Here is a 17,774-nt window from a genome sequence, read left to right on the forward strand (position 1 = left end):
CCGATGGCGTGGTCTGCGCGGTCGGTTGCGAAACAGGAGGCGCGTCGTGCGATTGTTGGTAGTGGGCCTGGCCATGCTGTGTTGCAGCTCGCTCGCACACGCGGACGAGCGCGCGCCGCTCGAGCGCGGCACCGCGATCCTGGAGCCGTTCGCGCTGCGCGCGCTCGACAAGGGCGCGTTCGGTCTCGGCCGCATGCTGGCGCCCGCGGCCGCGAATGAGGCGCCGCTGACCGGCGCCGCGCTGTTCGGGCTGCCGTCCATGGTGCCGGTACGCAAGGCGCTCGAGGCCGAGTTCGACCGCTATGTCGAGAAGCACAAAGCGAGCCTGCCGAACGAGAGCATCGGCGTCGGCACCTCCTACGCCTTCCAGCTGTTCGATCGCGGCATGCTCGACTCCCCGGATTCGCGCTTCGTTCTGGCCGGCGTCGTCAACCGGATGGACCGCGCCTTCGTCGATCCCGAGCATTGCGGCGAGGTGCGGCTGCTGTACCGCCTGACGCGGACCACGCCGCCGGAGGCCAAGGGCGGCGAGATTGCCTCGCCCCGGCTGCCGATGACGCTCAACGTCGTGCTCAAGGCGCGCAGTGACGCGGAGGCGAAGAGCAACACGCCGAGCTGTGCGGAGATTGCCAGGCGCTGGCTGGCGACGTCCGATCTGCAACTGACGGGACCGGAGCTTGCGGCGAAGCTTTCGGAGCCGGCTGGCCCGCTGGCGCTGATCCGGCCGGAGAACATCCACCGCATCGAGACCAACCTCCAGGTCGCGCATGCGCCGAAATCGGCCATCCGCGACTTCCGCACCGACTACATGATGAAGGTGTTCGACTATCAGGCCACCAGCGCGACCTTCGAGGAGGCGGTGCTGGAGGACCAGATCGATCGCGACCGGCTGCTGGCGGATGCCGGCCTCGCGCGCGAGTTCAAGGCGTGGCTGCTCGATCCCGTCCATCTCGGCGAGCTCGACCGCGGCATGGCAGTCATCCCCGACAAGTTCCTGGCCAAGGTCGCGGTGGCGCCGACCCCGACGGGTTTCGTCAATTCCGACATGCTGCCCGCCTATGGACTGGTGCAGAGCGAGGCGGCCGGGCAGGGAGCGGTGTTCACCGAGACCGACGTGGTCGGCGCGCTGGCGAAGGCGGCGGCGCAGGGCATCCAGCTGCAGAACATCCAGTCGGTCGCCGGCTTCGAGCGCCGCCTGAACGATTCGAGCTGCGGGGGGTGCCACCAGAGCCGCGGCATCGGCGGCTTCCATTTCCCCGGCGTGGACTGGATGGCGGAGCAGCCCTCCAACACCGTCGTGGTGCCGGGTTCGCCGCATTTCTTCGGCGACCAGGTTCGCCGCCGCGACATCCTCACCGCCATCGCCGACGGCCGCGCACCGGATTTCTCGCGCGGCTTCGCCAGCCGCCCGCAGCTGCGCGGCAGCGATGAGCTCGCCGGCACGGTCTACAATGACGGCTGGGGCGGGCACTGCTATGCGAGCCGCGCCGACGCCGCCGACAACGACAAGAGCTTTTCGACATGGACCTGCGCCGCGAACCTGTCCTGTCAGACAGGTCCTGCGACGCGGTTGGGCATGTGCTTCATCGCGACGCGTTAGCGTTAGCCTACCGCGCCGCGCGCCCTGAGGTCGCGGATGGCTTCGTCATCGAAGCCGGCCTGCCGCAGGATGTCGTCGCTGTGCTCGCCGACGCCCGGCGGCTTGCGCGGGACGACCTTGCGCTGGCCGTCGATGAAGATCGGGCTGTTGACGGTCAGCATGGTGTCGTTCTCGAACGGCACCAGCACCTCGTTCTCGATCATCTGCTTGTCGTCGGGGATGTCGTCGAGAATGCCGACCACGCCGAACACGAGCCCGCTGCCGTCGAGGATCTTGCGCCATTCCGCCAGCGGCTTGGTCGCGAACACCGCGTCGAACTCCTGGATCAGCTCGACCGAGCGCGCGTGGCGGTCCGCCTTGGTGACGAAGCGCAGGTCGTCGATCAGGTCGTCGCGGCCGAGACAGCGGGCCAGGATCGGCCACTGCTTCTCCTCGTTGAGCAGCGACAGCATGATCCAGCGGCCATCCCTGCACTTGTAGTGGTTGGCCACCGCGTTCAGCGCCCGCTCGCGCGGCCGCCGCTCGACGAAGGTCGCGCCGCATAGTTTGGCCTGGGTCAGGACAGACGCGGCCCAGACCCCGTTCGCCATCAGGTTGGAGGCGACGTGGCAGCCCTTGCCGGTCTTCTCCCGCTGATACAGCGCGGTCACGATGGCACCATAGAACGCCATCGCGCAGGGATGGTCGCCCATTCCGGCGACAGATCGGGCCGGTGTCGTGCTCTCGTCGGCGCGGACAAGGTCCATCAGCCCGGATCGTGCCCAATAGGCATTGCTGTCGAAGCCCGGTTTGTCGGCCTCCTCGCCCCTCTCGCCATAGCCGGTGAACGACGCATAGATCAGCCGCGAATTGAGCGGCGCGAGCTTCTCGTAGGTCAGGCCGAGCTTCTTTCTAACCGACGGCGGGGAGTTGGTAATGAAGACATCTGCCTCCGCGACCAGCCGCTGCAGCACCGATTGCGCTTCGGGCTTCGACAGGTCGAGCGCGATGCTGCGCTTGTTGCGGGCTTCGAGGTACCAGGCGTAGTTGTGCTCGCTGCGCGGATAGCCCGGCAGGTTCGGGAGGTTGCGGTAGGGGTCGCCGGCGCCGGGGGGCTCGATCTTGATGACGTCGGCGCCGAAATCGGAAAGAACGGTCGCGGCGGCGGGGGCGGCGATGAAGCTGGCGCAGTCCAGCACCTTCAGGCCATGGAAAATGCCCTTGTCGTCCATGAGGCGTCGCTCCCGTTTGTTGCTTTCCGCGTGCTGGAATTGATCATTCGCGCGGTTCGACAACTATTTGGCCCAGGTCGGGCGGTCGAGGCAATGGCGGGGAGGCAGCTCGTACTACAAAGAAACGCAAGTATGGTCAGGAGCGGGCACCGCTCCTGTCTGGTCTCGGGGTGCCTCGTGCTACGGTGGCATGATGAAAGAAGCGATGCGCGCCTAAAGACCGTAGAGCGGGAAAATCCGTCGGGCGGAATGGCGCGGCTCGTCGTCTGCTACACTTTCAGATTCTCGGCCGAGCTTCTGCCGCGGTTGGCGATCTCCTCGTACTCGATCGTCTGGCCCTCGTTGAGGGTCGTCAGTCCCGCCTTCTGTACTGCAGAGATATGGACGAAAATGTCTTTGCCCCCGGCCGCCGGCTGAATGAAGCCGTAGCCCTTGGTCGGGTTGAACCACTTGACCGTACCTTTAGCCATACGTTGCCTCCGCGGGATCAATCCAGTTCGAGCCGGCGGTCCCCGCAAACCGTCCCACTCGGAGTTCAAGACTACTTCGGTTGCTACAGGCTTGGTAGCGTAAACAGCGGGCGCTTTTGACCCGAAATGATCGATATCATGGCGCCTTTGCGGCAATTGGCCGCTCACACTTATCGTTCCGCCGGCCACTTCAACCTTCTGGGTATGACTGAGCACGGTGCAAACAGGTTCAACGAGACCCCTCACGCGGCGGCGCCCTCCTCCGTAGCAGGTGCGAGCGGCCCGAGGTCGGCCGGATCCATCGCCGTCCGGACCCGCATCGGCTCGGCGCGCCCGCGGATCTCCACCTCCTGCTGCGGCAATGTGCCGGAGGCAACTCCGGCACGCGCGTAGACGTCTTCGGAGATGATGACCTGGCAGCCGAGCGTCTTCGTCATGTCCTGCAGCCGCGATGCGACGTTGACGGCATCGCCGAGCGCGGTGAACACCATGTGGTCGCGATAGCCGATCTCGCCGACGATGACCTCGCCGCCGTGAATGCCGATTCCGAACCGGATCGGATCGTGCAGATCGTGGCTGAGCACCGCATTGAGCTCGGCGATATTGGCTGCGATGTCACGGGCGGCCTGGATCGCCTGGCGGCAGGCCATGTGCGGATCGACTGCAAGGCCGAACAGCGCCAGCATGCCATCGCCGACGAACTGATTGGGCTGGCCGCCATTGCTCAAGACAGCCTGCGAGACCGCGCCCAGGAAACGGTTGACGATGAACACGACATCGAACGGCAGCCGCTTCTCGGCAAGGCCGGTCGATCCGCGCATGTCGACGAACAGACTGACCAGATAGCGCTCCTGCCCGATGCCGGCGCGTTGGCTGCCGCGATCGCCCGGCGCCAGGTTCGGCATGAACAGCTGGAAGAAGGAGAGATCGTCCGTCGGGCGCAGCTGACAGGCCAGCCGGATCGAGGGGTCTGCAGCGCCGACCTGCGCCAGCACGAACGCCTCGCGCGGCGACGGTGCGGGCAGAGCGCTGGCATCGCCGATCACCCTGATGCGACAGGTCGAGCAGCGCGCGCGGCCGCCGCACATGCTGGCATGCGGCACGTTGTTGCGCTGGCTGGCCTCGAGCACTGAAAGTCCCTTCGGCACGCGGATGATGCGTCCATTGTTGTAGGACAGTGTCACCATGCCGCCCCGCCGCTCATGCAATGCGCGTGCGCCGCGGGCGGCGAGCACGATTCCGATCAGGCCGAAATAGCCGATCAGGAAGCCGTTCATGATGGCCTCGAGCTTTGCCTGTTCCGACGGCGTCCCGGTCTGCCGCGGCGACAGGTTCTCGGCGCGCCATTGCGGCGCTGCGCTGGCCGCCATCACGTCACGGCCGCCGCGATAGAAGCCGAGCAGCGCCAGCGTCGGGATCAGTACCGCGCAGGCGAGCAGCCATGGTGCCGCGCGCCTGTAGAACGGCTTCAGACGTAGCCAGAAATGCAGGCCGATGCAGCCATGGGTCCACGACGTGAGCAACGTTGCCGACATCAGCCAGAGCCGCCATGACGGCCCGGCCCAATAGGAATACAGAACCTGCGGATAAAGCTTGTCGTGTCCGTAGAGGGTGTACCCGAGGCGGACGCCGGCGAGATGGCTGAAGATCAGCGCCGGAATGCTCAGGCCGAGCACGAGCTGCAGCGGCTCCAACGTGTTGCGGCTGAATTGGCGGCGTTGGTAGAGCGCCCATACGCCGAGGCCGCCATGGGTGAGAGCGGCGGCATAGAACAGGACGGCCACCGGGAGGAACTGCCAGAACGCCAGATGGTACGCCACGCCATCGGCGAGCGCCTGCAGCGAGATGTTCCCGAGCGCGTGGTTGAGAAAGTGGCTGAGCAGGTAGCTGAAGAGAATGAGGCCGCAGATGAGCCGCAGCTGGCGGACGCCGATGCCGCGAAGGTCCGTTTTCAGACGATGGGAAAGCGAAGGGGTCATGCGGTCCGTGAGCTCTCGAACCGCGATGCTAGAGATTTATTCCCTGCCGGCCTAGAGGGGCGGGCGCCGAGGCCGGGCGAGGGAGGCGGGCGCGTGGGAGCGTTGACTCGCCCGGCGGAGTCGGGGAAAAGCACCGCGTGACGGCCCTTTCCTCCAGCATCGACAGCGCTCATCCGCGGTCCGCGCGCGCCGCGTGGCTCCTGACCTTCGCCGTGATCGCCGGCATGACGATGGTTCGCATCGTCTATGCGAGCGTCCTCGATCTGCGCACCGACGAGGCCTATTACTGGACCTGGTCGAAGGAATTGCAGCTCTGCTTCCTCGATCATCCGCCCATGATCGCCTGGTTCATCCGGCTGGGGACCGCGCTGTTCGGGGATACCAATCTCGGCGTACGCTTCGCCGGGATTGTTGCAATGGGCGCGTCGCAGCTGCTGCTCGCTGACATCGTCCGCCGCGTGACGCATGATGCCCGCGCCGTGATGCTCGCCGCGCTGCTGCCGGAAGCCGCGCTGTATTACGGCCTGCTGATGGCCAAGGTGGCTCCGGATATCGCAGCAATCCCGTTCGCGCTGGCGATGATCTGGGCGCTGGTGCGGCTCGCCGAGACCGATGACGGCCGCTGGTGGCTGGCCGCCGGGCTGTTCGGCGGCCTCGCGCTGCTTTCGAAGTTCACCGTCGTCATGCTGCTGCCGGCGGTGGCGGCGTTCCTGCTGGTTCCTGCGTGGCGCAGCCGCTGGCTCCTCAGCCCCTATCCCTGGTGTGGCGCGTTGATTGCGCTCGTCGTGTTCTCGCCGGTGCTGATCTGGAACGCGCAGCATGATTGGGCCTCGTTTCGATTCCAATTCGTCCGCGCCACTGCCCCGCGCGACTTTTCGTTCCGGACGTTCGGCGACTATCTCGGTTTGCAGTTCGGACAGGTCGGCTTCGTGGTGCTGCCGGTCACGCTGTCCGCGCTGACCCTCACGGCCTGGCGCGGCTATCGCAAGCGGGAGCCCGTTGCGATCCTGCTGTCGACCGCAGTGCTGGTGCCGTTCCTGTACTTCCTCTGGAAGTCGTTCACGCTGCGGATCGGCGACACCTGGCCGATGTTCATGTGGCCGATCGGTTTTGCAGCGGTCGCGATCAACATCGTGGCGCTGCCGCGGGACGGTGCGTCGGCATGGTTCATTCGCTCGACCAGGCGCTGGGCGCGCATTGCCGTCGCGAGCGGCATTGCCACGGTCCTGCTGATCTTTCTGTATTACGTCGCCGCGCCCTGGAATTTCCTCGGGCGGACCGATCCGATCGGGGCCGAGGCCGGCTATCAGCAGGTCGCCGCGCGCGTCGATCAGGAGCTGGCGAGGACCGGTGCCACCTGGATCGCGACCTCCGACTATCGCACCTATGCGATGATGCGGTGGTTCTTCAGGGGTCGCGTGCCGGTCATTCAGATCAACGAGCGTGCCCGCTTCATGGGCTTTCGTGATCCCGGCATGGGCCTGATCGCGGGACATCCCGGCCTCTATGTCGTCCGCGAGCCGGACGGCACCGGCCGGCTGCTTGCCGAAACGGCCGCGCGCCGCGAGCCGCTTGGTCGCGTCGAGCGGACCTGGCGCGGCGTCGTCATGGATCGCTATGCGATCGACAGCCTGACCGGCTGGACGCCGGAGCTGGCGCCACCGCCGGACTCGCCCTTCTACCAATGGCGGTGGCTCGCCGGCGATCTCGACGGCATGGCACGCGCCTGATCATTTGTCGTCCTCATCCTGCTTGCGCAGCAAGTCCTTGGCGAGATCGGCGAGCGCCGGGCGCGGCAGCGCGGCGAACGGCATCGGCCGCGTCACGTCGATCGCGGCGAGGCCGAGCCGCGCCGTGAGCAGGCCGTTGAGCACGCCTTCGCCGAGGCGTTGCGACAGCTTCGCCGCAATGCCGTGACCCAGCACCTGCTGGATCAGACTGTCGCTGGCGGCCATGCCGCCGGTGATCGCGAGATGGGCGATCACGTGACGGAGCAGGCTGATCATGCCGAGCGCACCGGGGCGTCCGCCATAGAGGTGCGCCAGCTGCCGGATCATCCGCAAGCTGGCGACGAACACGAACAGCACGTCGATCAGCGCGCGCGGGCTGACCGCGGTCACCACGGACACGCGCTGTGCCGCGACCGAGACCAGCCGCCGCGCCTCGATGTCGAGCGGGGCCATCAGCTCGCGCTCGGCGAGCTTGATCATGTCGGCGCCGTCGATGATGTCGTCGGCATGGCCGGCGAGTTCGGCGCGCGGCCGTGCCAGCCGGGGATTGGCATGGGCGATGCGCAGCAGCTCGGCGACGACCTCGCGGCTCTCGACGCGATCATCCGACAGCAGCACCGCGGCGGCGCGCGCGTGCAGCTTCTCGATGGTGGCCAGCCGCACCAGCCCATAGGTCTCGCGCCCGATCACGGCGGCCAGCGCGATGGCCGCTGCCGCGGCAAAGCCCGCGCCGACATAGCCCAGCGCCTCGCTGCGCGCGAACAGATCCTCGATCAGCCTGGTGACGCCGAGGCCGAGACCGAGCAGGACGAGGCCGCCGACCGAGCCCCAGAACAGCGCGCCCCAGCGAAAGCCGCGCCGCGCCGGCAGCACGACCTCGACCGGCACCGGCAATTGCGCCGGATCGGCTTCCGGCGTGATCTGGATCGTGCCGCGGCCCGGCCTGGCGGCATCGTCGGCATCGACCACGACCACATCGGGATCGTCGAGCCGGAACGTCTGGGGACGGCGGTGCCTGGTGCGTTCGCTCATTGCAGCCGGTCTCCGATCAGGAACTGAAGGGCGCGGTCGAGACGAATATGGGGCAAAGCGGGCTCGCCGCCAGCGTCGGCCTCCAGGAGCGGCGGGCGGAAGCGCAGAAAGCGGAAATCGGTTCCGTCGGCGGCGGCGCTCGACAGGCCGCGATAGGCGCCGCCCTTGAACAGCTCCTCGGCATCGGCGGGGAGCTCGCCCGGAAACGTCGCGACCTCGGTATTGCCGTCGAAGATCTCGCCATTGGCGCTCTCGCCGGCGGCGGGGGTGCCGAGCAACGACGGCAGCTTGTCGCGGCCGCGGGCGACCAGCGCCTCGCGCGTCGCCCTGACCGCGGCCAGCGCCACGACGTCGATCGCAGCACCCGTGCTCTCGGCGCGGGCTACCGCCCGGTTGACGGCGCGGCGGAGCACCGCTTCGAGCCGGTCGTGGCTGGTATGATGCAGATGGTCAGCCTTGGTGGCCGCGAACAGGATGCGGTCGATGCGCGGCCTGAACAAGGTGGACAGCACCGAGCTGCGCCCGACGCGGAAGCAATCGAGAATGCCGGTCAGCGCGGCTTCGAGATCATGCAGGGCCTCCGGTCCGGCATTGAACGCCGCCAGCGCGTCGACCAGCACGATCTGGCGGTCGAGCCGGGCGAAATGATCGCGGAAGAACGGCCTGACCACGATGTCCTTGTAGGATTCGTAGCGGCGCACCATCATCGCCCACAGCGAGCCGTCCGGCGCATGGCCGTCAGCCGGCACGTCGAGCGGCGCAAAGGTCAGCGCCGGTGATCCCGCGAGATTGCCGGGCATTAGAAAACGCCCGGGCGGCAGCAGGCTCATGGCGAAACGGTCGTCACGGCAGGCGCGAAGATAGTCCGTGAACAGGCGTGCGGCTTCCAGCGTCGCCGGCTCGTCCTCGCGCCCTTCGGCGGAGAGGGTCGCCAGATGCGCGTGCCATGCGCCGGCCAGATTGGCGCGCGGTTCGCTGCGCGACAGCGCAAGGCTCTCGCGCGACCATTGTTCATAGCTCTTGTTGAGCAGCGGCAGGTCGAGCAGCCATTCGCCGGGATAGTCGACGATGTCCAGCGTCAGGGTGCGCTCGGCGCCGTTGCCGCGCTGGAATTCGATCACCAGCCGGAGCTCGCTGATGTCCACCGTCGAGCTCGGCCAGCGCCGCTCTGCGACCAGTGCCCTGACATGACTTTCATAGGCAAAGCGCGGCACGCCGTCGTCCGGTTGCGGCGCGAGATACGCGCGGGCGATGCGGCCGGAGGCCAGAGCCTCGAACACGGGCAGGCGTCCGCCGCGGACGAGGCCGTGGATCAGCGCCGTGATGAACACGGTCTTGCCGGCCCGTGACAGCCCGGTGACCCCGAGCCGGATCGTCGGGTTGAGGAAGCTCTCGCCGTAGTCGAGCAAGGCGCGGGCCGAGAGCCGTGCTTCCTCGACGAGTTCGGAAAAGGACACCATGGCAGGGAAGGGGGATTCGCCAGTTGAAAAGGGCGTGAGCGACTTTTGATAGGTGGCGATGCAAAACGCCGGATTCAAGCTCACATTTGCGGCCCGTTCCCGGTAGAACCACAGCTTGAACGGAACGTTGACCACTGGAAACCATAATCGTCCCTGCAAGCTTATCTCCCGGCAATCCAGCGCCAGGTTCGTCTCAGGTTCGTCCATGACCGTATTTCAACTGAAGCAGTTCGCCTCCACGTCCGTCCACGCCGCCACCGGGGCGGTCCGCTGGAATTACGACAAGGTCGAGATGATCGCCGACGGCATCGTTCATCTGGTCGGCATCAGCTTTGGCCTGGTGGCCGCGACCGTGCTCGTCGTTCTGACGTCGATCTATGCCAACCCCGTCGACATCGTCGTGGTGTCGATCTACGTGTCCGGCCTGCTGTCGATGCTGATCCTGTCGGCAACCTATAATCTGTGGCCGGTGTCGCCGACCAAATGGGTGCTGCGCCGGTTCGATCATTCGGCGATCTATGTGCTGATCGCGGCGACCTATACGCCGTTCATCGCGGCGCTGAAGGATTCGCTGTTCTCGGCGGCGCTGCTGCTCGGGGTCTGGGGCGTCGCAATCTTCGGCATCGTGCTCAAGCTGCGCTGGCCGGGCCGGTTCGACACGCTGTCGATCGGGTTGTATCTGGCGCTCGGCTGGAGCGGCATCATGATGTACGACCGGGTGATCACGGTCATGCCGACCTCGGTGCTGGCCTGCGTGCTCACCGGCGGCATCCTCTACAGCCTCGGCGTCATTTTCCACTCCTGGCGACGCTTGCGCTTCCAGAACGCGATCTGGCATGGTTTCGTGCTGCTGGGGGCCGGCTTCCACTACACAGCCGTGCTCGATCTGGTTCTGACATAGAAAATTCCACGCGGAGGGCTTTGCATGCAGGTGACCGGAAAAATCGTGGTGGTCACCGGCGGAGCCCGCGGCATCGGCAAGGCGATGTGCGAGGCGTTCGCGCGCGCGGGCGCGGCCAAGGTGATCGTGGCCGACCTGGACGAGGCCGGCGCCAACGCGGTCGCTGATTCGATCGGCGGCATGGCCTTCCGATGCGACGTCTCCCAGGAATCCGACATCAGGCGCGTCATCGAGGAGACCGAGCGGCGTTTTGGGCCGATCGCGCTGTTCTGCTCGAATGCCGGCATCGGCGGCGGCTTCGATCCGCTGTCGGTGAATGTCGGCGGCACCTCCGACGAGCCGTGGGCGCGCAGCTGGGCCATTCACGTGATGGCCCATGTGTGGGCCGCGCGGCACCTGATCCCGCGTTACAAGGCGCGCGGCGGCGGGTATTTCCTCAACACGATCTCGGCGGCGGGCCTGCTGTCGCAGGTCGGCAGCGCGCCGTATTCGACCACCAAGCACGCCGCGGTGGGATTTGCCGAGAATCTCGCGATCTCGCACAAGGCCGACAACATCAAGGTCTCGATCCTGTGTCCGCAGGGCGTCGACACCGACATGCTGCGATCGATCCCGAAGGGCCCGCAATCCGGCGACGGCGACCTGACGCCGGAGCAGGTGGCACAGGACGTGCTGAAGGGGCTTGCCGAGGAGAGCTTCCTGATCCTGCCGCATCCGCAGGTGCTCGGCTACATGCGCAAGAAGACCGAGAACTACGACCGCTGGCTCGGCGGCATGGCCAAGATCCAGGCGAGGATGCGCGAGGAGTTCGGGACGTAGGGCTGCGGTCACCGTCGGCCGACGACGATGCCCGCGAACGTTCTCAACATCCTCCGTTGTCGTCCCCGCGAACGCCGGACCCATCACCCCAGGGAGCAGTTCGAGGCACGCGCGTCGACGATCTCGCTCGACGATTTCAGCCGCGGCGTATGGATCCCGGCGATCGCCAGGATGACGATGAAGAGAGATTGTCGGCACACCATCAGCAGCGGACATGATCGAACATCGCTGGACGTCATTGGGCCTTCTCGCGGCACATCATGCCCGAGCTGTACGGTTGACTTGTCCCTTCCACCAAACGAAGGGCGCAGGGAATGCCGGGTGACGGCGTCACCCATGGCCCGCCTGCGAAAAAAATGCAGGCGGCAGGTACCACAGGTTCAGCCGGATCGACCCGGCATTCCCCGCGCGGTGGTTTTCACGCTTATTTTGCGCTCTCCTCGGTGTCCGGCGTTTAGCCACCGTCGCCCGTACGATGCGTGAGCATCGCCACGCGCTTGACGCCAGCATCGGGGCGCCAGGACCACGCAACTTCACGTCCGCACCAGCATCGTTCGTCCGCACCTCCGAAGAGACGCTGCGAGCTGTCGCGGCCACCGCATCCCCGCCTCGCGTGTCGTGACGATCGCGCGCAACGCCCCTCCGTGGTGAGGCGGGATGCGCGGAAAGATCGTCGTGATTTGCCCGACGAGGCAAGGGCCCCTGCTGCGGCATTTCAACACGACGGGCAGTTTTCTCATGGCTCGCATGCGCGGTCCGCCCGCCGGGCGCATCGCGAGGGCATGATCCGGAAAAATGGAAACCGGTTCTCCGAAAGGATCATGCTCAAAAAAAAGAGATAAGATCATGATGCGTTTCCGCCGACACGCATCATGATCTAGTCTGGCGATTGCAGATCGCGGTCCGTCGCGCGCCAGGTCTCCAGAGCGCGGGCGTACAGCAACAGGCCTTCGCGCACCGTCTGCCGTTCGGCCTTCGACAGCGAAGACAGCGCGCCGCGAACCTGCTGCCGGCCGAAGGCATGCAGCGCGGCCAGCGTCTTCCGTCCCTTGGCGGTGAGGCAGAGCGGCTTGATGCGGGCATCGGCCGGATCGACGGTCTCCTGCAGCTCGCCGACGTCGACCAGCTTGCGGACCATGCGGCTGACGCTGGATTTCTCCAGATGCAGGGCCGTGCCGAGCTGCATCGCCGTCAGCGGGCCGCGCAGGCCGATCTCCAGGATGGTGTGAACGGCCGATGGCGGATAATCGGTTGCGGCCAGCGTCGATTCCATGAAGCCGAGCTCGCGCACCATCAGGCGGGAAGCGGCACGAATGTCGTCGACGAGGGTGAGATCGGGATCGGGCATCTTGACTCCTGCCATATAGTTGTATCATACAACAAATAGCCGATGCAACGTGGCATCGACGGCGCTGTCTCGCCGGAGGGTACGAGATGACCGATACGCCGCTCACCGCCGACGCCCGCTCGCCCAAGGCGTCGTGCATGCAGGGGCAGGTCTGCCTCGTCACGGGAGGCGGCTCCGGCATAGGTCGCGCAACCGCCGTGAAGCTCGCGGCCGAAGGCGCACAGGCGGTCGTCGTCGCCGGCCGACGCGAGGCCGCGCTGGCAGATACGGCGGCGCGGTGCCGCTCGCTCGGCGCGGAGGCGCTGGTGGTGAAAGCCGACGTCACCCAAGAGGCGGACGTGGTGCATCTCGTGCGGTCGGTGATGGATCGATACGGCCGGTTGGACGCGGCCTTCAACAATGCCGGGTTCCAGGAGCGTCGGGCGCCGATCGAGCAGCAGGGCGACGGCGTCTATGCGGACGTATTTGACGCCAATGTGCGCTCGGTCTTTCTCTGCCTGCGCGCGCAACTGCCGATCATGTATGCGCGGGGGCATGGGCGCATCGTGATCAATGCCTCCGTGAGCGGCGTGCGCAATCCGAATGTCGGGCTTGCGCTGTACTCGGCCTCGAAAGCCGCCGTCATCTCGCTGACGCGCTCGGTCGCGCTCGAGGCGGCGCCGCGTGGCGTCCGGATCAACGCGATTGCGCCGGGACGCGTCGTCACCGACATGATGCTGCGCGCGGGCGTCGGCGACATCGCGACCGTCGCCGCGGGCCTGCCACTGCGCCGGATGGGGCAGCCTGACGACATCGCAGAGGCAGTGCTGTGGCTGCTGTCGGACGCCTCGTCCTATGTCGTCGGCCACGTATTGGCCGCAGATGGCGGGTTTCTGGCCTCCTGAGGCCGACGGATCGTGTCGGTCGCCCGGGAGCGACGGGCGCGGCCCGCAGCTGCCTCCGGAATGGGGCGAGATCTGTCATCGGCGATCCCTGCGGTATCGTCGCAAAGCCGGATTTCAGCCAATATCGGCGGCGATGAGCGGTCCGCATCGTCGTTTCAACTAATTAGTTCTGTCCACGAACGCCGAGACTGCGATGCGGTCCGCGTAGGGCAGCTTGCTGCGGGCGTCCGTCCGCATGAAATCTCCGCAGCTCGGCAAAACTTCCGCCGACCTTTGCCGGTCATCTGGCCGGCAAGGGGAGTTGGTCGCGTGCACAGGCTGCGTGTGATGTCGGCAGCGCCCCGACGTCATCGCACGATTTCTGCACAGCCCCGGCTTTCCGTTGCAAGCTCATTCACCACACAAGACCGGCGCGTTCGCCGTGCGGACGAAGCGGCTCATGGTGACGCGATCCCAGCGCGGGGTTACGCTTGCGCTCGTCGAGGTGCTGCTTCTGACCGTGATGGTGGTGGATGCCGCGTCCGCGCAGCAGACCATCAAGACCAAGCCGACCGATGTCGTGCCGGGACGTGCCGATCGGCTGTTCTTTCGTCACGTCACCGCGCGAAGCATCTACTACCACGTTCCGCGGATCACCACCGACAGCCGGACACTGATGATGCGTCAGGATCCGCGCAGCGTCAGCGCGCTGTTGCGCCCCGTGCGAGAGGCCGGCGCGCCAACCTTGGCTGCGCCAGGCAAGCCTGCGGGCGGCTTTGGCCCCGCGATGTTTCAGCCGGCGCGCGGCGCGCTGATCGCCACGGCCGAGCCGGCGCGCGAGGCCGCGCGCACGATGTCTCCCGCGCCGCCATCCGCAGCCAGGCAGATTGCGGCAAGGCCTGCGGCGCCGGCGAATGCGCCCCCGGCGGAGAAGCCGGAGGACACCGTGGCGGCAGCCCAGCCGGCGGCCGTGCTGCGCAACCGCGACGTCCTGCCGGAGCGCAATCTCAACACGGTGAAGCCGCAGCCGGTGACGGCCGAAGCCAAGCCCTATGATCCGACCGGCTTGACGGTCGGGTCTTTCCTGGTGAAGCCGGCCGTCGAGATCCAGGCGGGCTACGACACCAATCCGACGCGGCGCAACGCAGGGCCCGGATCACCCGTCGCCATCGTGGCGACGGAAGTTTCGGTGCGGTCGCAATGGGAGCGGCATCAGCTCAATGCCGATTTGCGCGGCGCCTACACCGAGGACACCAATGTCCGCTCCCTCAGCCATCCGACCTTCGAGGCGCGCGCGCAAGGGCGCTACGACGTTACCGAGGGCACTGCGGTCACGGGCGAGGCGCGGTTCGTCAACGATGCCCTGGCGCTTCCGGGGGCGCTCAAGCTGCCGCGCGCGACGACCTTCGGGGGCAGCGCCGGCGTGCTGCAGAAGATCGGCCCGACCGAGATCGCCTTCAAGGGATCGGCCGATCGGGTCGTCTTCAACGATGCCATGATCACGGCCAACGTGCCGCTGCGGACGCGGGATCGCAACTACACCCAGCCGGGGGCCCAGATGCGCGTCACCTATGTGCTGACGCCGAACATCTCGCCCTTCATCGACATGAGCTTCGATCGTCGCAACCACGATCTGCAGGTCGATTTCAACGGCCAGCGCCGCGACTCCACCGGCATTGCCGGGCGGGCCGGCGCCGTCGTCAACATGGGATCGCTGACCGGCGAAGCCTCGGTGGGCTATCTCACGCGCCGCATGGATTCGCCCATGATGCCCAACATCAGCGGCGTGATCGCGGACGCGACGCTGGCCTGGGCCGCGACCGATGCCACGACCTTCGTGCTGGTGGCGCGCTCGCAGGCCTCCGAGACGCCGGCGATCAACGTCTCGGGCATCCTGTCGCGCGACGTGATCCTGCAGATGGATCATCAGTTCGAGCCCTGGCTGATCGGCACGCTGCGCGCCGGCTATGGCCAGGATCAGTTCGTCGGCAGCGGCCGGGTCGACCAGCGCATGTTCGTCGCCGCCGCCGGCACCTACAAGGTCAACCGCAACATTCAGCTGAAGAGCGAGGTCCGCACCGAATGGACGCGCTCGAACATCCCGCTCAACAACTTCATGGCGGTCGTCGGTCTCGTCGGCGTGCGGTATCAATATTGAGCGTCACGGAGCGCTCCGTCGTCCGCCGCGATCGCATCTGTCGGGCTGGCGGATGATCAGTACTTGGCAGGAAACTGCGCCGCCCGTTCCGCTGCCCCCACCTCATCCCCGCTCGGCGACAGCGAGGCTCGTTGCGCGCCCGCGAAGAACGGCGAGACGGAGTGCGCCGGGCTCACGCGTCCGCCCGCGCAAAAAAAAAGCCCCGCAAGGGGGCGGGGCGGGAGGCATGCATGGCCGGCGGATGGGGGACCGGGGCGGATCAGTTGACGGGGTGAGGTCAGATCCCGTCGCGTGACCGTGATCCCCCGGCCTGTTCGGCATGCGGCTGGTGAGGGCCTTGTTCTGATTATCGGGTCCGCGCCGCCCAGGATCAACCGGAAGGCGACGCGGAGCGCCGTGGCCTTACTGCTCGAGGGCGGCCAGCGCAGCGTTGCCGATCTGTTGTGCCTCGGCCCAGGCGGCCTGGGTCGCCTGCTGCGCGGCGGTGTAGCCGGCCTGGATCTGCTGCTGGGCCGCTGCGCGCAACGCCCCCTCCTGCTGCTCGCCGGTCTCGCGGGCCTGGGTCAGGGCCTGGTTGTCGGCGTTCAGCGTGGCGTTGGCCTGGTTGAATGCGGTCGTGGCCGTCTGCGCCTTGGCCTGCGCGGCGGCCAAGGCGGCCTGGTTCGCCGCGTTGTTGGCGCGCTCGACCGCCTCGGCGGCTTCCTGCGCCTCATGCTGCGCCGTCTGCGCCGCCTGGCGGGCCTTCTCCAGGGCCTGCCGATCGGCATTCACCTTCTGCTCGGCCGCCTCGACCGCAGCGTCGATCGCGCCGATCTTCTGGTTCAGCGCGGCCTCGACGGTCTTCTGGTTCTGGCTCGCGGCGGCGTTGGCGGCTTGGGTCTTCTGCTGGGCGACCGCGCGCGCCTGCTCGCCGGTCTTCAGCGCCGCCTGCAGCGCGGCCTGCTCGGCGGCTTCCTTCGCCTCCTGGTTCTGCTGGTTGTTGTTATTGTTGTTGGCATTGCCGTTGCCGTTGCCGGCCGCGGCGCCGCCATTGTTCGCATTGCCGCCATTGTTGGCGTTGCCGGCGGCCTGGCCGGCCTGCTGGGCAGCCTTCCCGGCAGCCTCGGCCGTCTCGCGCGCCGTATCCTTGGCGGCGTTGGCGGCTTCCTTGGCCTCGTTGGACACATCGATGTCCTTGTCGAGCTTCTGGAAGGCGGCCTGCAGCGCGGCGGAGGCGGCCGCGAGCTTCGCGGCATTCGCGGTGGCCGCGGCCTGGTTGGCGGCCGTCGGGTTCTTCTCGGCCTGCTCCTGGGCCTCGATCGCGGCGCCCTTCGCGTTCTGCTCGGCCTGACGTGCCACGTCGATGGCCTTGCGGTCGGCGGCGACCTGGGCTTCGGCGGCGGCCGCGGCCTGAGCTGCAGCCGCAGCCGCGGCGTTCGCCTTTGCGACGGCATCGGTGCTGCTCGCGGCGGCGGCGGCAGCCTTGGCGGGGGTTGCTGCGGCCGCAGGCGTGGCGGTGGCCTTGGCGACGGCAACGGTGGTGGTGGCCGCCGCTGCGGCCGCCGGCTTGGCAGCGGAGGTCGTGGTCGTGGTGGTCGCGGCGGCTGTCTTGGCCGTGCCGGTGGTCGTGGTCGATGCCGCGGCCGCTGCAACCGGCTTTGCGGCGGTGCTGGTCGTTGCGGCTGCAGCGGCCGGTTTGGCGGTGCTCGTGGTCGTTGCCGTGCTCGCGACAGTCGTCTTGGCGGCCGTGCTCGCGGCGGTCGCCGCGGCCGTGGTGGCAGCGGTCGTCGCTGCCGTCGTTGCTGCCTTGGCGGCGGCGTTCGCGGCGGCCTTCGCAGCAGCATTGGCGGCGGCCTTCGCGGCAGCATTCGCCGCGGCCTTCGCGGCTGCGTCGCTGGCCGCCTTTGCCGCTGCCTTCGCGGCCGCGTCCTGGGCGGCCTTGCTGGCTGCCGCGGCAGCAGCCTTGGCGGCGGCGTCCTGGGCCGCCTTGGCGGCCGCCTGGGCAGCAGCCTTCGCCGCGGCATCCTGCGCCGCCTTGGCGGCGGCGTTGGTCGTCGCGGAGGTGGCGAGCGCGGTGGTCACCGCCTGCGCATTGGCCTGATGCGGGAGCGCCGTCAGCGCCAGAGCGGACATCAGGGCCAGCACGCTGACATGGCGATAGAGATCGGTCCTCGATGCCGCGGTTTTGAAATTCTTGTTGTCCGCCATCAGCTCAACTCCCTTG

General features: G+C 67.4%; 14 protein-coding genes. 6 read left to right on the forward strand and 8 right to left on the reverse strand.

Annotation, left to right across the window (positions count from 1 at the left end; all coding sequences use genetic code 11):
* Window positions 1–55: 55 nt before the first annotated feature.
* Window positions 56–1,600: a hypothetical protein gene (locus tag QXZ94_RS31435; protein ID WP_315726646.1), complete on the forward strand. Its 1,545-nt coding sequence runs from the start codon at window positions 56–58 to the stop codon at window positions 1,598–1,600.
* A gap of 2 nt (window positions 1,601–1,602) precedes the next feature.
* Here the strand turns inward: QXZ94_RS31435 and QXZ94_RS31440 are convergent, their stop codons facing one another.
* The 3 genes from QXZ94_RS31440 to QXZ94_RS31450 form a co-directional block, all read right to left on the reverse strand.
* Window positions 1,603–2,811 (reverse strand): CoA transferase, encoded by a 1,209-nt coding sequence (locus QXZ94_RS31440; protein ID WP_315724978.1) that lies wholly within the window; start codon window positions 2,809–2,811, stop codon window positions 1,603–1,605.
* 269 nt (window positions 2,812–3,080) lie between these two features.
* Complete coding sequence (locus tag QXZ94_RS31445; protein ID WP_006609369.1) at window positions 3,081–3,281, reverse strand: cold-shock protein; 201 nt, start codon at window positions 3,279–3,281, stop codon at window positions 3,081–3,083.
* A 242-nt stretch (window positions 3,282–3,523) separates the two neighbouring features.
* The gene (locus tag QXZ94_RS31450) at window positions 3,524–5,260 is read right to left on the reverse strand and encodes an adenylate/guanylate cyclase domain-containing protein (protein WP_315724980.1); all 1,737 of its coding nucleotides are present in this window, start codon (window positions 5,258–5,260) and stop codon (window positions 3,524–3,526) included.
* 224 nt (window positions 5,261–5,484) lie between these two features.
* Between QXZ94_RS31450 and QXZ94_RS31455 the strand changes: the two genes are divergently transcribed.
* Window positions 5,485–6,990: a glycosyltransferase family 39 protein gene (locus QXZ94_RS31455; protein WP_315726648.1), complete on the forward strand. Its 1,506-nt coding sequence runs from the start codon at window positions 5,485–5,487 to the stop codon at window positions 6,988–6,990.
* Here QXZ94_RS31455 and QXZ94_RS31460 read toward each other — a convergent pair whose 3' ends face one another.
* Window positions 6,991–8,022, reverse strand: coding sequence for a TIGR01620 family protein (locus QXZ94_RS31460; RefSeq protein ID WP_315724982.1), 1,032 nt, complete (start codon window positions 8,020–8,022; stop codon window positions 6,991–6,993).
* Entirely contained in the window at window positions 8,019–9,482 is a 1,464-nt protein-coding gene (locus QXZ94_RS31465) for a YcjX family protein (protein ID WP_315724984.1), read from the reverse strand. Before QXZ94_RS31465 ends, QXZ94_RS31460 begins: the two co-directional genes overlap by 4 nt.
* Before the next feature lie 205 nt (window positions 9,483–9,687).
* On the opposite strand from QXZ94_RS31465, the gene trhA reads away from it, so the two are divergent.
* Both trhA and QXZ94_RS31475 read left to right on the forward strand, forming a co-directional pair.
* Window positions 9,688–10,383 carry a PAQR family membrane homeostasis protein TrhA gene (trhA, locus tag QXZ94_RS31470; protein WP_172114734.1) on the forward strand — a complete coding sequence of 232 codons (696 nt, stop codon included), beginning with the start codon at window positions 9,688–9,690 and terminating at the stop codon, window positions 10,381–10,383.
* Window positions 10,384–10,407: 24 nt separating this feature from the next.
* On the forward strand, window positions 10,408–11,202 hold the full coding sequence (locus QXZ94_RS31475) for an SDR family oxidoreductase (RefSeq protein ID WP_315724988.1): 795 nt from the start codon (window positions 10,408–10,410) through the stop codon (window positions 11,200–11,202).
* Between the two features lie 83 nt (window positions 11,203–11,285).
* On the opposite strand, the gene QXZ94_RS31480 is transcribed toward QXZ94_RS31475, so the two are convergent.
* Both QXZ94_RS31480 and QXZ94_RS31485 read right to left on the reverse strand, forming a co-directional pair.
* Window positions 11,286–11,540, reverse strand: coding sequence for a hypothetical protein (locus tag QXZ94_RS31480; protein ID WP_315724990.1), 255 nt, complete (start codon window positions 11,538–11,540; stop codon window positions 11,286–11,288).
* A 539-nt stretch (window positions 11,541–12,079) separates the two neighbouring features.
* Window positions 12,080–12,550, reverse strand: a complete 471-nt coding sequence (locus tag QXZ94_RS31485) for a MarR family winged helix-turn-helix transcriptional regulator (RefSeq protein ID WP_315724992.1) — start codon at window positions 12,548–12,550, stop codon at window positions 12,080–12,082.
* 86 nt (window positions 12,551–12,636) lie between these two features.
* Between QXZ94_RS31485 and QXZ94_RS31490 the strand changes: the two genes are divergently transcribed.
* Both QXZ94_RS31490 and QXZ94_RS31495 read left to right on the forward strand, forming a co-directional pair.
* Entirely contained in the window at window positions 12,637–13,434 is a 798-nt protein-coding gene (locus tag QXZ94_RS31490; protein WP_315724994.1) for a glucose 1-dehydrogenase, read from the forward strand.
* A gap of 439 nt (window positions 13,435–13,873) precedes the next feature.
* The gene (locus QXZ94_RS31495; RefSeq protein ID WP_315724996.1) at window positions 13,874–15,571 is read left to right on the forward strand and encodes an outer membrane beta-barrel protein; all 1,698 of its coding nucleotides are present in this window, start codon (window positions 13,874–13,876) and stop codon (window positions 15,569–15,571) included.
* 402 nt (window positions 15,572–15,973) lie between these two features.
* Here the strand turns inward: QXZ94_RS31495 and QXZ94_RS31500 are convergent, their stop codons facing one another.
* Entirely contained in the window at window positions 15,974–17,758 is a 1,785-nt protein-coding gene (locus QXZ94_RS31500) for a hypothetical protein (RefSeq protein ID WP_315724998.1), read from the reverse strand.
* Window positions 17,759–17,774 lie beyond the last annotated feature (16 nt).

This window comes from Bradyrhizobium sp. SZCCHNS2022, from assembly GCF_032377575.1.
Lineage (GTDB): Bacteria > Pseudomonadota > Alphaproteobacteria > Rhizobiales > Xanthobacteraceae > Bradyrhizobium > Bradyrhizobium aeschynomenes.